Here is a 14,453-nt window from a genome sequence, read left to right on the forward strand (position 1 = left end):
ATAAAATGATCATCGATATGGCAGATGAAACAGAATTGCTGACAGAAGAGCAGCTGGAAATGGTTGAAACGCTGCTTCAGTTTGCAGCGGATGCAGAAAGCATTGCACAGGATGCCGAGCTGTCTGTTACATTTGTAGACAATGAAAAAATAAAAGAAATCAATCGGGATTACCGAAGCAAAGACCAGGTTACAGATGTAATTTCTTTTGCCATGGAAGAGCAGGGGGAAGGGGAAGTTTCAATTGTAGGGGTGGACATGCCTCCGGTTTTAGGAGATATTATAATATCTGTCCCGCGTGCAGCAGAACAGGCAGAGGAATATGGTCATTCCTTTACAAGAGAGCTTGGCTTTCTGGCTGTTCACGGCCTGCTCCATCTGCTTGGCTATGATCATATGACAGAGGAAGATGAGAAAAAAATGTTTGGAAAACAAAAAGAAATCCTGGATGCATATGGGCTTAAAAGAGAGATCTGAGCGGGAACGATTTATTAGAAGTTTTTCATATGCGTGGGATGGGATAAAGAGCACGTTTGGAGCAGAACGGAATTTTCAAATACATACCGTGATTTGTATTCTTGTTACCGCCGCAGCCTTCTTCTTTCATATCAGTCTAACTGAATGGCTGATTGTTCTTTTTTTAATGGGGGGAATGCTTTCGCTTGAGCTGATGAACACCGCGGTAGAAAGGCTTGTGGATCTTGTCACGGCAGAATATCATCCGCTTGCAAAGGCCGCTAAGGATGCAGCAGCAGGAGCGGTTTTGATTTATGCGGTGCTAGCAGTTATTATAGGGTTAATCATCTTTATCCCTAAAATTTTATAATTTATGAGAAAATTCTTACAATTAAATTACATTTGCGGCATCTGCGTGAAATTTCACCTTATTTTAGGTAAAATAGAAATACATGATGTCGCCATACAGAAAGGAAGTAGAGCTTTGAACTCAGAACAACTCATCAAAGAAGCAAAAGCAGCACGCGAAATGGCATATGTTCCTTATTCCAAGTTCCAGGTTGGAGCTGCTCTATTAACGAAAGACGGAAAAGTATACAGAGGATGCAACATTGAAAACGCCTCATACGGCATGACAAATTGTGCTGAAAGGACAGCATTGTTTAAAGCTGTTTCAGAAGGCGACAAAGAGTTCGCTGCCATCGCAATTGTTGCTGATACAGAAGGTCCGGTTTCACCGTGCGGAGCCTGCAGACAGGTTATTTCTGAGCTTTGTCCAAAGGATATGAAGGTTATCCTGACAAACTTGAATGGTAATGTAAAAGAATGGACAGTGGCGGATTTATTGCCTGGGGCATTTTCATCGGAGGATCTTCATGAATAAAAAAGAAACTGAATACAAATCCGGCTTTGTCTCCATCATTGGTAGACCAAATGTAGGGAAATCAACATTCCTTAATCGGGTGATTGGTCAAAAGATTGCCATTATGAGCGACAAACCTCAGACTACACGCAATAAAATACAAGGTGTCTATACGACAAATGAATCTCAAATTGTTTTCATAGATACACCAGGAATTCACAAACCAAAGCATAAACTCGGTGACTTCATGATGAAAGTAGCGCAAAACACGCTGAAAGAAGTAGATGTTGTTTTGTTCATGATCAATGCTGAAGAAGGATACGGCCGCGGAGATGAATTTATCATCGAAAAACTGCAGCATACAAATACACCGGTCTTTCTGATCATTAATAAAATTGATCAGATTCACCCCGATCAATTGCTCCCGTTAATTGATCAGTATCGCGCTTATTATCCATTTAAAGAAATCATTCCTATTTCTGCGCTGCAGGGAAACAATGTCGATACGCTTCTTGAGCAGATTGAATCCTATTTGCCTGCAGGTCCACAATACTATCCTGCAGATCAAGTAACGGATCATCCTGAGAGATTTATTATTTCGGAATTGATCCGTGAGAAGGTTCTGCATTTAACCCGGGAAGAAATTCCGCACTCTGTTGCGGTTGTTATTGATGCTATTGAGAGACGTGATAACAATCAGTCTATATATGTCAGCGCAACAGTCATTGTTGAACGTGATTCCCAAAAAGGAATTGTCATTGGCAAGCAGGGGAAAATGCTGAAAGAAGTAGGCCAGCGGGCCCGCGTTGATATCGAAGCATTGCTTGGCACTAAAGTCTTCCTTGAACTGTGGGTAAAAGTTCAAAAGGATTGGCGCAATAAAATGACTCAGCTTCGCGACTTCGGATTTAGAGAAGATGAGTACTGATTTTAGAATTTGCTTTTAGCAAACCGCTTGATTTAACAAAATTTGTTTAACATGAAACGAAGGATCTCAGGTCAAGATAACGATATAGAAATTGGATTATAGCTTGCTTGTCTTAACGACAGAAAGGTGGGGGTTTACATGTTGGATTTTACCTGGAAAGTCTTTATTCAAACAGGTAATATTGATACCTATCTTCTTTTTAAGGAACTGGAAAAAGATACTGGTGACGGACCCGATTCACAAGATCATGAGCTGGCTGAAGCTGACTTTCCAATTTCGTGATCTGACCGAATCCTTCTGGATGGTGAGGAAGATTGCTTCAAAAGTGTGAAGGCATTGTCATTAGAACAAATGATTATGGTGAAACAAATAAAATTGTGACAATTTATACCCGTGAACTTGGTAAAGTGGGGGTAATGGCTAGAGGGGCAAAAAAGCCTAATAGCAGGCTTTCCTCATCAACTCAGTTATTCACATACGGGTATTTCTTATTTCAGAAGTCTTCCGGTCTCGGAGGGCTGCAGCAGGGCGAGACGATTTCTTCTATGCGGGGGATTAGGGAAGACATCTTTCTGACGGCATATGCTTCGTATGCCGCAGAATTGCTTGATAAAAGCACAGAGCAAAATGAACCTAATCCTTTTCTGTTTGAATTGTTCAGTCAGACTCTTCAGCGCCTTAATGAAGGCGTCGATCCCGATGTCCTGCTTTATATTTTTGAAATGAAAATAGTAAATGTTCTGGGGATGTACCCGCAGCTTGATTCGTGCGTAAACTGCAGCAGCAAGGATGGAACCTTTCATTTCTCGATAAGAGAAAACGGTTTTATCTGTCACAGATGTTTTGAGGCCGATCCGTACAGACTGCAGATTTCTCAGGCAACCGCTAAATTATTGCGTTTATTTTATTATTTTGACTTAGAAAGGCTGGGCAAGGTAACTGTAAAGCCTGAAACAAAAGCAGAGCTTAAAATGGTGATTGATTCTTATTACAGTGAATACTCCGGGATATTTCTAAAGTCAAAGAAGTTTTTAGATCAGATTGAATCGTTAAAAGGAAAGCTGACATGATGTATACATATTGACTTTGTCTTCTGTTTCTATTATGATGCTTGTAAATTAATATGTTGCTGTGAAAGAAAAAGAGTATTTGCAGAGCGTTATGAAAAGCGACCTTAGGATGGTGTGAGCTAAGGGATAACCGGCAAAGAAAGGCGTTTCTTGAGCGACTTTACCGGAAAGAGGCTGATGCATATAAAATGCATTGGCAATTAGGGTGGAACCGCGGGTTAACTCTCGTCCCTATGCTGAATAACACAGCATAGAGACGGGAGTTTTTTGTTTTATATATTTATTAGATATTTGGAGGTGCTTGGTTTGAATATTCAAGACATGATAGTAACATTGCAAAAGCATTGGTCAGATCAAGGCTGTATTTTAATGCAAGCCTATGATACTGAAAAAGGAGCAGGAACGATGAGCCCTTATACGTTCCTAAAGGCAATAGGCCCTGAGCCATGGAAAGTGGCTTATGTAGAGCCATCCCGCCGTCCTGCTGATGGCCGCTACGGGGAAAACCCGAACCGCCTTTATCAGCATCATCAATTTCAGGTTATCATTAAGCCCTCTCCGGACAATATACAGGAATTGTACTTGGATTCCTTAAAGGCTTTGGGCATTGATCCGCTGAAACATGATATTCGTTTCGTTGAAGATAATTGGGAGAACCCTTCACTTGGCTGTGCTGGACTTGGCTGGGAGGTCTGGCTTGATGGAATGGAAATTACTCAGTTTACCTATTTCCAGCAAGTGGGCGGTATCGAGTGCAAGCCTGTATCTGTAGAGATCACATATGGCATTGAACGCCTTGCTTCCTATATCCAGGATAAAGAAAATGTATTTGACTTAGACTGGACAGATGGCTTTACCGTTCGCGATATTTTCTTGATGCCTGAATTTGAACATTCAAAGTATACGTTTGAAACTTCGGACGCAGAGATGCTGTTTAATCTGTTTTCCATTTATGAAAAAGAAGCACATCGACAAATGGATGAAGGGCTCGTTCATCCTGCATATGACTATGTTTTAAAATGTTCTCACACGTTTAACCTGCTTGATGCAAGAGGAGCCATTTCTGTAACAGAGAGAACAGGATACATTGGACGTGTAAGAAACCTAGCCAGAAAAGTGGCAAAAACGTTCTATGAGGAAAGAGAAAAATTAGGATTTCCAATGCTGAAAAAAGAGGAGGCTAAAACAGATGAGTAAACATGATTTGCTGCTTGAACTCGGACTTGAGGAATTGCCTGCAAGATTTGTAACGGATGCAATGAATCAGCTTTCTCTAAAAACAACGAACTGGCTGAAGGAGAAAAATATCTCTTTTGGAGAGGTAAATGTTTTTTCAACACCAAGAAGACTTGCGGTGCAAATAGAGGGTGTTGCTGCAAAACAGGAGGATATCGAGGAAGAAGCTAAGGGACCTGCTAAGAAAATTGCGCTTGACGGGGACGGAAACTGGTCAAAGGCAGCTGTTGGATTTTCAAGAGGCCAGGGAGCAAGTGTTGATGATATCTTCTTTAAAGAAATTGGCGGCATTGAATATGCACATGTTCAAAAGTTCATTAAAGGGAAAGAAACAAAAGAACTTTTAACAGATTTAAGAGAGATCATTACTGGTCTTACGTTTCCTAAAAATATGCGCTGGGGATCTCAGGAACTGAGATTTGCAAGGCCTATAAAATGGATGATCGCCCTATACGGCCAGGAAGTGATTCCTTTTAGCATTACTGGCGTCCAAACAGGAAAAGAAACGAGAGGACACCGCTTTTTGGGCTCAGATCAAGTAATCAATCATTCATCTGAATATGAAAAGTCGCTTCTTTCACAGTTTGTCATTGCTTCCCCTGTAAAAAGAAAAGAAGCTATTCTCACACAGCTGCATCATATTGAAGAAGAAAATAAGTGGAATATTCCAATTGATAAAGATTTATTAGAAGAAGTGACCAATCTTGTTGAGTATCCGACTGCATTGTTTGGGAAATTTGAAGAAGAGTATCTGTCGCTTCCTGAAGAAGTGCTTGTAACAACAATGAAAGAACATCAGCGCTATTTTCCGGTGAAAAATGCGGAGGGTGAATTGCTGCCTTATTTTGTAACAGTCAGAAATGGCGACCACAATCATATTGAAAACGTGGCAAGAGGAAATGAAAAAGTTTTGCGCGCACGTCTGTCAGACGCAGCTTTCTTTTACAATGAAGACCAAAAGCTTGTGATTTCGGACAATGTGAAAAAACTTGATAAAATTGTTTTCCATGAAGAGCTTGGATCTACAGGAGATAAAGTCAGAAGAATGACTTCTCTTTCACAAATTCTTGCTGAACGATTTAGCGTATCCTCCGAAGAAAAAACGCATGTACTGCGCGCAGCTGAGATTTGCAAGTTCGACCTTGTTACTCACATGGTATATGAATTTCCTGAATTGCAGGGGATCATTGGCGAAAAGTATGCCAGAGCATTTGGAGAAGCAGAAGAAGTGGCAGCTGCAGTAAACGAGCACTACATGCCGCGTCATGCTGAAGATTCAGCCCCAGCCTCAACTGCAGGCGCGATTGTGGCGCTTGCAGATAAACTTGATACCATTGCGGGCTTCTTCTCAATCGGTGTCATCCCGACTGGCTCACAGGACCCATATGCCCTCAGACGCCAGGCGAGCGGCATTGTTCAAATTCTGTTAGCGAAAAAGTGGACAATTTCTTTAGACGAATTATTTGACCTTGCTCTTGCACCATTTAATGAAATTGATCAAAATAAAGTGAAAAATGAAATGCTCGCATTTTTCAAAATGAGAGTAAAACACGTTCTTGATGAGAAAAAAATCAGATACGATATCATTGATGCCGTGCTTGGATCAGGCCAAATGGAACTGACTGCAATCATGGAAAAAGCTGCAGTGCTGGAAGATGCTGCTAAAGAGGAAAGCTTTAAGGGAATAATGGAAGCTTTTGCGCGAGTTCAAAATATCTCGAAAAAAGGTACTGGAGCAGCTGTTAATCCCGAACTCTTCAAAAATAAAGAGGAGCAGGAGCTGTATGATCAATACATGCAGGTGAAAGATGATTATGAAGCAAATACAGCTGCCGGTGAATACCATGCTGCATTTGCAGCCCTTCGTTCATTGCAGCCATTTATTCAATCTTATTTTAACGAAACGATGGTCATGGCGGAAGATGAGGTATTGAAAAACAATCGCCTAGGACAAATGAAACAGCTTGCTGCATTGATAGAATCTTTTGCTAATATGGATGCTGTCATTGTAAAATAATAAAGTCAGACGATTGCCTGGAATAGGGCAATCGTCTGCTTGTTTTTAAATAATAGGGAATTGATTAATGTCTTTTTTTAATTATATATAGAGCGTCTCTCGGGTCTAAACGGTCGGTTCCACATTTCTTTTTTCCAAAGGTTCTTTTCAATCCGTCCAAATAGTATATAATATTTTTATATAGTATAACCTATTTAACCATCGGAAATTAGAACGCTTGATACATATGTATTGGAACCTTAAGGCGGTGAGTATAATCGAACTTAATAAAAGGCAGGAGCACATTCTGCAGATTGTAAAAGATAACGGACCAATTACCGGTGAACATATTGCCGATCAGCTGAATTTAACAAGAGCGACTCTTCGGCCTGATCTCGCAATACTGACAATGGCCGGATATCTTGAAGCAAGACCTAGGGTTGGCTATTTTTACACAGGCAAAACAGGCGCAGGTCTTCTTTCAGATAAACTGAAAAAATTGCAGGTGAAAGATTTTCAGTCCATTCCGGTTGTAGTGAATGAGAATGTATCTGTATATGATGCTATCGTTACTATGTTCCTTGAAGATGTCGGCACATTGTTTGTTGTAGATCAAGGGTCTATCCTAGTTGGTGTATTGTCCCGGAAAGATTTGCTCAGAGCAAGCATCGGAAAGCAGGAGCTTGCATCCATCCCTGTGAATATAATCATGACACGAATGCCGAATATTACTATGTGCAGGCGCGAGGATTACATCATGGATGTTGCGAAATTTTTAATAAACAAGCAAATTGACGCGATTCCAGTCATTAAAGAGACGGAAAAAGGCTTTGAAGTAACTGGAAGAATCACTAAAACAAATATGACGAAGATATTGGTCGGATTAGCTGAGAATGAAATCATCTAACAAGGGGAGTGAGGAATAGTATGAACAATCGCCATGTCTATGTTGTATCAGATTCTGTAGGCGAAACAGCTGAACTTGTTATAAAAGCAGCTATCAGCCAATTTAATGGAAATGCTGCGGACACAAAAATCAAACGAATTCCTTACGTTGAAGATTTAGGCACAATAAAAGAAGTGGTGGCACTCGCTAAACTTGAGCAGGCAATTGTGTGCTTTACACTAGTCGTTCCTGAGCTTAGACAGGGACTGATAGAAGAAGCGAATTCACAAGGAGTTGTCTATTATGATATTATCGGGCCATTAATAGACAAAATGGAATCTGCTTATGGGATTAATGCAAAATATGAACCTGGCAGAGTCCGTAAACTTGATGAAGATTACTTCAAAAAGGTAGAGGCCATTGAGTTTGCAGTTAAATACGATGACGGCCGTGATCCTCGCGGCATCATGAAAGCAGACATTATTCTCGTTGGTGTATCACGAACATCAAAAACACCGCTGTCCCAATATTTGGCCCACAAGCGGTTTAAAGTTGCGAATGTGCCGATTGTTCCTGAAGTCGAACCTCCTGAGGAGCTATTTAAAGTTTCTCCTAAAAAATGCATCGGACTTAAAATCAGCCCTGATAAATTAAATGACATAAGAAAAGAACGATTAATCTCTCTGGGCCTTAATGATAAAGCTATTTATGCGAATATCGACAGAATCAAAGTGGAGCTTGAATACTTTGAAAAGGTTATTGATAAGATCGGCTGTCAGGTAATCGATGTTTCCAATAAAGCAGTTGAGGAAACGGCAAACATGATCCAAAATATCATGAATGGGTATAACTGAAGATCAGCGCAAAAATATTGAACTCAGAGAAGCAGAAGCTCTGAGTTTTATATATGTCCTTGGCCCTGTTCTTGCTAAAGCAAAAATAAAGTACTATGTCCTGAAATTAACAAATTAAGTTCGTGAAAAAGAATGGAAAATTTAAAGACTTTGTATTATAATAAAAAATTGTGATAAAATTACTTATTTTAGGTTTAGACTTGACCAAGAACGAATAAACTATTTATTGTGATCTGTCAAGTGAAGCAATAAAAAATAATTCGACAAATCCAGTCTCGTTTTCCATGTAATCTTTTCTAAAAGGTTAAGAAGGAATCTATCGGAGTGATGTAGAATAGTGAAAGATGACGAAAAAAAGATGCAGATAATTGTCGATGCAGATGCATGCCCTGTAAAGCAGGAGATTGCTGACCTTGCTGCCCATTACCAGATCAATGTCCTGTTTGTTGCTTCTTACAATCACAAAACATCAAATACATACGGATATGACTGGGTCTATGTGGACACCGGCAAAGAATCTGCTGATTTATACATCGTTAATCACTCTTACCGTGATGATCTCGTTGTGACGCAGGATATTGGTCTTGCGGGTCTTTTGCTGAAAAAAGGGGTTATAGTTATGACACCCCGGGGTAAACAGTATACAGAAGAAAATATTGAACTGGCGCTTGAGTTCAGGTATCTTTCTGCGAAAGAACGCAGAGGCGGAAAGCATACAAAAGGCCCTAAAAAGTTTACCCAGTCAGACAGAGACAGTTTTATTTTCACACTGGAAAAGATTTTGTCGAAAGATGCAGGAATTAGTGGTTAAATCGCGAATATTTGTATCACGGAGTTGTTGGTATGGGAAATCGAATTCCCGATGAAATAATCGATAAAATTCAGCAATCGGCAGACATCGTGGATGTTGTCAGTGAATATGTTCAATTAAAGAAGCAGGGAAGAAATCATTTTGGGCTATGTCCATTTCATGGCGAAAAATCACCATCGTTCTCCGTTTCACATGATAAGCAGATCTATCATTGCTTTGGATGTGGCGCCGGCGGGAACGTCTTTTCATTCTTAATGCAAATTGAAGGCTATTCATTTGTTGAAGCAGCTTCGGCACTTGCTGACAAACTGCATATTGATCTTCCGGATCAGCTTAATGCCGTTCAGCAAAAAGATGCAAACAGCGATGATGAAAAAATGATTGAAGCACATGAACTGCTGAAGAAGTTTTATCATCATTTGCTTGTAAACACTAAAGAAGGGCAAGCTGCCTTCGATTATTTAACAGCAAGAGGGTTTGCCAAAGAAACAATTGAACAGTTTGAAATTGGCTATGCGCTTGATTCCTGGGATTTCGTTGCCAAGTTTTTAACAAAACGGGGCTACGATCAGCAAATGATGGAAAAAGCCGGTCTGCTTGTTAAGAAAAGTTCCTCTGATGGGTATCTGGACCGTTTTCGCAATCGGATCATGTTTCCTATCCTGGATCATACAGGCCGTACCATTGCCTTTTCAGGAAGGGTGCTCGGAAAAGAACAGCCCAAATTTCTCAACAGCCCTGAAACACCTATCTTTAACAAAAGCAAAATTCTTTATAATTTTCATCAAGCAAGAGTACATATACGCAAAAATCAGCAAGTTGTTTTATTTGAAGGTTTTGCCGATGTTATTTCCGCTGTCCGTTCAGATGTGCAGCATTCGATTGCAACGATGGGCACATCACTGACAGAGGCTCAGGCAAAAATCATCAAAAGAAACGCAGGAGATGTTATAATCTGTTTTGACTCTGATTCTGCAGGACTTGAAGCGACATTAAGAGCATCTAAAACACTTGCTGCTGCCGGCTGCAAAATGAGAGTTGCCGCGCTGCCTGATGGAACAGACCCTGATGACTACATCCGGACATTTGGTGCAGAAAAGTTCAAAAAAGATGTAATAGGGGCAAGCATTACGTTAATGGCATTTAAAATGCAGGTTTTCCGCAAAGGAAAAAATCTTCAGGATGAAGGACAACGGCTGCAGTATATAGAAGACATACTGAAAGAACTCAGCCTGCTTGAGAATCCAGTAGAAATCGAAATGTATTTAAAACAGCTGTCTGGAGAATTTTCATTATCAATGGATGTTTTAAAGAGTCAAATGCAGGACAAAAGATCCGGCCAAAAGCCTGAACGAAAAAAGGAGCAGCAGAAGAGTGCCCCTGTCCAGCATGCGATGAAGCCAAAGCAAAAACGTCTTTTGCCGGCATTTCATAATGCTGAAAGACTCCTTATAGCGCATATGCTGCGAAATAAGGACATTGCACAAAAAGTGCTTGACCGTCTTGGACTTCAGTTCAATATAGAAGAGCACAGAGCGATTATAACTTACTTATATGCTTATTACGAAGAAGGAAATGAGGCAAGTGTCAGCTCGTTCCTGAGAAAACTGCCGGACAATCAGCTTCACCAGTTTGTTTCAGATATAGCCATGCTCTCGGTAAATGAAGAAATATCCGAGCGGGAGCTGTCAGATTATATCAAACAGGTGTTGAATCACCAAAATTGGTTAATGATAAAAGAAAAAGAAGCTGAAAAGCATGAAGCAGAGCGCCAGAAGGATTTTGTCAAAGCTGCCAATATCGCTATGGAAGTCATAAGACTTAAGCGCGATCTTAAATGAAGGCAGATGTTTGACTTGCGCAAAACACAGAGATTCATTGCGGCTAATCGGTTTCAACTATCAATTAGCACATTCACATAAAGCATTAATTGCAAGAGTTTGGAAGGAGGGGATCCAATGGCTGATAAACAAACCCATGATTCTGAATTGACATTGGAACAAGCAAAAGACCAATTAACAGAAATCGGAAAAAAACGTGGAGTTTTAACATACGAAGAGATTGCTGAGCGCATGTCGGGCTTCGAAATTGAATCAGACCAAATGGATGAGTATTATGAGTACCTTGGCGAGCAGGGCGTTGAATTAGTAGGTGATAATGAATCGACCGATGATCCTAATATACAGCAGCTTGCAAAGGAAGAAGAATTTGATTTAAATGACCTAAGTGTGCCTCCAGGTGTTAAGATTAATGATCCTGTGCGTATGTATCTGAAAGAAATAGGCCGGGTTGATCTTTTAACTGCAGATGAAGAAATTAAGCTTGCAAACCGCATTGAAGAAGGCGATGAAGAAGCGAAGAGAAGACTTGCAGAGGCCAACCTTCGTCTTGTTGTAAGTATCGCGAAAAGATATGTAGGACGCGGAATGCTGTTTTTAGATCTTATCCAGGAAGGCAATATGGGCCTAATGAAAGCTGTAGAGAAGTTCGACTACCGCAAAGGCTTTAAATTCAGTACCTATGCTACATGGTGGATTCGTCAGGCTATTACAAGAGCAATAGCTGATCAGGCCAGAACCATTCGTATACCTGTACACATGGTTGAGACAATCAATAAATTGATTCGTGTGCAGCGTCAGCTTCTTCAAGATTTAGGCAGAGAACCATCTCCTGAAGAAATTGCAGAAGATATGGACCTGACTCCTGATAAAGTAAGAGAGATATTAAAAATCGCACAAGAACCTGTGTCTCTTGAAACACCGATTGGTGAAGAAGATGATTCACATCTTGGAGATTTTATTGAGGATCAAGATGCAACTTCTCCTTCCGAACATGCGGCTTATGAGCTGTTAAAAGAACAGCTTGAAGATGTGCTGGATACACTGACAGACCGCGAGGAAAACGTGCTTCGTCTTCGTTTTGGGCTGGATGACGGCCGTACAAGAACACTTGAAGAAGTAGGTAAAGTGTTTGGCGTTACAAGAGAGCGCATCCGTCAAATTGAAGCAAAGGCACTCCGCAAGCTTCGTCACCCAAGCAGAAGCAAACGATTAAAAGATTTCTTAGAATAGAAAGCGGACTTTAGTTCGCTTTTTTTTTTTCGTTTTTTTATAAATTTTTTTTGACAGCGGTAACAATAAATTTCATTATTACATCTTCTTTTCATTTATTTTACTTAATTGTTATTTAATTTGCAAATCACCCTCAGAAAATTTTACGCCTTCATAAGCGCTTTTTACCTCTGGAATTTGACAGATCATTCCTTTATCCTGAAGGAAAAATCCTTGTAATTACTGGCAAATTCATCAAAATGTCATTTTCATGAAGCAGCCATTTTAAAATGAAGCAGTACAGAAAAATATTTTTTAATTAAATATAAAATTTAAAAAGTTGTGAAAACAGAGTGTTACACTTTATAATTTAAAATGTAAGCGTATTCAAAACGGAGGGATAAAATGAATTTTGAACTATCACAAGAACAGCGCATGATTCAGAAAACCATCAAAGAGTTTGCAGAAGAAGTTGTTGAACCAGGGGCATATGAAAGAGACAAAACTAAGCAATTTCCAGCAGAAATCTTTCAGCAGCTCGGTGAAATGGGAATGCTTGGACTGCCGTTTTCAGAAGAATACGGAGGAAGCGGCGCAGATACAATCAGTTTCGCAATTGTAACGGAAGAACTCAGCAAAGCGTGCGGTTCAACCGGAATTACATACTCCGCCCATATTTCATTAGGCGGAGCTCCTATTAATATGTTTGGAACAGAAGAGCAAAAAAGAAAGTATCTTTCAAGAATCTGCTCAGGTGAGTCTATGGGTGCCTTTGGACTGACTGAACCAAATGCAGGATCAGATGCAGGAGGCACTCAGACCGAAGCTGTGCTGCAAGATGGCCAGTTTACGATAAATGGAAATAAGTGCTACATTACAAATGCCTCCTACGCAAAGTTTCTGGCTTTGACGGCCATCACGGATCGCAAAGAAGGAAAAAAAGAGATAAGCGCATTAATTGTTCCTACTGATGCACCGGGGTTCAAGGTGATTGATAATTATGAAAAAATGGGATTGAATGCATCGAATACGACAGAATTGATACTTGAAGATGTTGTTGTTCCTGAAGAAAATCTTCTTGGTAAAAGAGGGCATGGCTTCAGGCAGTTTCTCATGACTTTAGACGGAGGAAGAATTGGAATTGGCGCTATGGCAGTCGGAATCGCACAGGCAGCTTTTGAAAGAGCGTTAGCTTATTCAAAAGAAAGAAAGCAATTCGGAAAAACATTAAGTGAATTCCAGGCGATCCAATTTAAACTTGCCGACATGGCCATGAAAATTGATTTAGCACGTACAATGGTTTATAAAGCAGCCTGGTTAAAGGATCAGGGAAAACCATTTACGAAGGAAGCTTCTTTTTGCAAGCTGTTTGCATCCGAAATGTGTACAGAAGTGACAAATCAGGCCATTCAAATTCACGGCGGCTATGGCTACATGAAAGAATATCATGTTGAACGATATCTGCGAGATGCTAAATTGCTTGAAATCGGCGAAGGCACAAGCGAAGTTCAGCGGATGGTTATTGCAAGACTTATTGGCTGCTGACGAATAAGAAAAGCGCAAGCGCCCGTTTAGCGCAGGCAGACAGATAAGGATCCAAAAGTATTGGCGCTTTTTGCCAATACTTTCGGATCCGTTCTGGCCGAGGAGCCTGAGCGATTCCGCTCGCCATCGAAGCGCAAAATTTTATACCTTCTTATCACTTGAAAACAGGAACTTCATCTTAATTGATGAAGTTTTTTTGACTAATTTTTGAAAAATAGCCCAACTTATACAATAAGTCTTTTACTTCCACAAATTTTAAAGTAAAATAGAGATTGTTTAAATCTATCGTTTACCTGCATTTCAAGATTTTTACATAGGGGAGGTTACATAATGAATCGCAATCCACTAATTCCATTTGCTTTAGTTGCCGTAATCGGAATCGGCCTTATGTTTTTCTTATCTATTAAAGGGCTCGGCGATATGAAAGAAATGGCTGGAGAAGGAAAAGAGGAAGATAAATCGGGAGAAGTTGCAAACGCTTCACCAGAGGAAATCTACAAGCAAAGCTGTGTTTCTTGTCATGGCGAGAATTACGAAGGCGGTGCCGGTCCTGCTCTTAAAGGGGCTGGGGACAGGCTCGGCGTTGACGGAATTAAAGAAACGATTAAAAATGGCCGCGGAAACATGCCGGCTGGGTTAGTTCCTGATGAAAAACTGGACGAGATGGCAGAATGGGTTTCTAAAATCAAATAGTTTTTCACGAAAGAAACTTAAATATGAATCGTTTTATTAAACGAAAAGAAAAGTCCTTTGCATCTGC

Annotated in this window: 15 protein-coding genes; all 15 read left to right on the forward strand. The window is 40.3% G+C overall.

The window, feature by feature from the left end; translation table 11 throughout:
- Nucleotides 1-5 precede the first annotated feature (5 nt).
- The 15 genes from ybeY to cccA all read left to right on the forward strand — a co-directional run bounded on the left by ybeY (nt 6) and on the right by cccA (nt 14,386).
- Entirely contained in the window at nt 6-476 is a 471-nt protein-coding gene (gene ybeY, locus GJU41_RS18530; RefSeq protein WP_070875542.1) for an rRNA maturation RNase YbeY, read from the forward strand.
- Entirely contained in the window at nt 448-825 is a 378-nt protein-coding gene (locus GJU41_RS18535; protein WP_070875436.1) for a diacylglycerol kinase family protein, read from the forward strand. Before ybeY ends, GJU41_RS18535 begins: the two co-directional genes overlap by 29 nt.
- A gap of 114 nt (nt 826-939) precedes the next feature.
- Entirely contained in the window at nt 940-1,338 is a 399-nt protein-coding gene (locus GJU41_RS18540; protein WP_070875437.1) for a cytidine deaminase, read from the forward strand.
- The gene (gene era, locus GJU41_RS18545; protein ID WP_070875438.1) at nt 1,331-2,245 is read left to right on the forward strand and encodes a GTPase Era; all 915 of its coding nucleotides are present in this window, start codon (nt 1,331-1,333) and stop codon (nt 2,243-2,245) included. Before GJU41_RS18540 ends, era begins: the two co-directional genes overlap by 8 nt.
- Nucleotides 2,246-2,383: 138 nt before the next feature.
- Nucleotides 2,384-2,527 carry a YqzL family protein gene (locus GJU41_RS18550; RefSeq protein ID WP_070875439.1) on the forward strand — a complete coding sequence of 48 codons (144 nt, stop codon included), beginning with the start codon at nt 2,384-2,386 and terminating at the stop codon, nt 2,525-2,527.
- A gap of 32 nt (nt 2,528-2,559) precedes the next feature.
- A complete protein-coding gene (gene recO, locus GJU41_RS18555) occupies nt 2,560-3,315 on the forward strand; it encodes a DNA repair protein RecO (protein WP_070875440.1) in 756 nt (251 codons plus the stop codon).
- Nucleotides 3,316-3,621: 306 nt separating this feature from the next.
- The gene (gene glyQ / locus GJU41_RS18560) at nt 3,622-4,512 is read left to right on the forward strand and encodes a glycine--tRNA ligase subunit alpha (protein WP_070875441.1); all 891 of its coding nucleotides are present in this window, start codon (nt 3,622-3,624) and stop codon (nt 4,510-4,512) included.
- The gene (gene glyS, locus GJU41_RS18565; protein ID WP_070875442.1) at nt 4,505-6,568 is read left to right on the forward strand and encodes a glycine--tRNA ligase subunit beta; all 2,064 of its coding nucleotides are present in this window, start codon (nt 4,505-4,507) and stop codon (nt 6,566-6,568) included. Before glyQ ends, glyS begins: the two co-directional genes overlap by 8 nt.
- A 247-nt stretch (nt 6,569-6,815) precedes the next feature.
- The gene (gene ccpN, locus GJU41_RS18570; protein ID WP_133310070.1) at nt 6,816-7,454 is read left to right on the forward strand and encodes a transcriptional regulator CcpN; all 639 of its coding nucleotides are present in this window, start codon (nt 6,816-6,818) and stop codon (nt 7,452-7,454) included.
- 20 nt (nt 7,455-7,474) lie between these two features.
- On the forward strand, nt 7,475-8,287 hold the full coding sequence (locus tag GJU41_RS18575) for a pyruvate, water dikinase regulatory protein (RefSeq protein WP_070875444.1): 813 nt from the start codon (nt 7,475-7,477) through the stop codon (nt 8,285-8,287).
- 358 nt (nt 8,288-8,645) lie between these two features.
- Nucleotides 8,646-9,098 carry a YaiI/YqxD family protein gene (locus tag GJU41_RS18580; protein WP_070875543.1) on the forward strand — a complete coding sequence of 151 codons (453 nt, stop codon included), beginning with the start codon at nt 8,646-8,648 and terminating at the stop codon, nt 9,096-9,098.
- Between the two features lie 32 nt (nt 9,099-9,130).
- The gene (dnaG, locus tag GJU41_RS18585; RefSeq protein ID WP_070875445.1) at nt 9,131-10,939 is read left to right on the forward strand and encodes a DNA primase; all 1,809 of its coding nucleotides are present in this window, start codon (nt 9,131-9,133) and stop codon (nt 10,937-10,939) included.
- A gap of 117 nt (nt 10,940-11,056) precedes the next feature.
- On the forward strand, nt 11,057-12,169 hold the full coding sequence (rpoD, locus tag GJU41_RS18590; RefSeq protein ID WP_070875446.1) for an RNA polymerase sigma factor RpoD: 1,113 nt from the start codon (nt 11,057-11,059) through the stop codon (nt 12,167-12,169).
- A 384-nt stretch (nt 12,170-12,553) separates the two neighbouring features.
- Nucleotides 12,554-13,693: an acyl-CoA dehydrogenase family protein gene (locus tag GJU41_RS18595; RefSeq protein ID WP_070875447.1), complete on the forward strand. Its 1,140-nt coding sequence runs from the start codon at nt 12,554-12,556 to the stop codon at nt 13,691-13,693.
- A 330-nt stretch (nt 13,694-14,023) separates the two neighbouring features.
- Complete coding sequence (cccA, locus tag GJU41_RS18600; protein WP_070875448.1) at nt 14,024-14,386, forward strand: cytochrome c550; 363 nt, start codon at nt 14,024-14,026, stop codon at nt 14,384-14,386.
- Nucleotides 14,387-14,453: the final 67 nt, after the last annotated feature.

This window comes from Metabacillus idriensis, from assembly GCF_009674765.1.
Lineage (GTDB): Bacteria > Bacillota > Bacilli > Bacillales > Bacillaceae > Bacillus_P > Bacillus_P idriensis.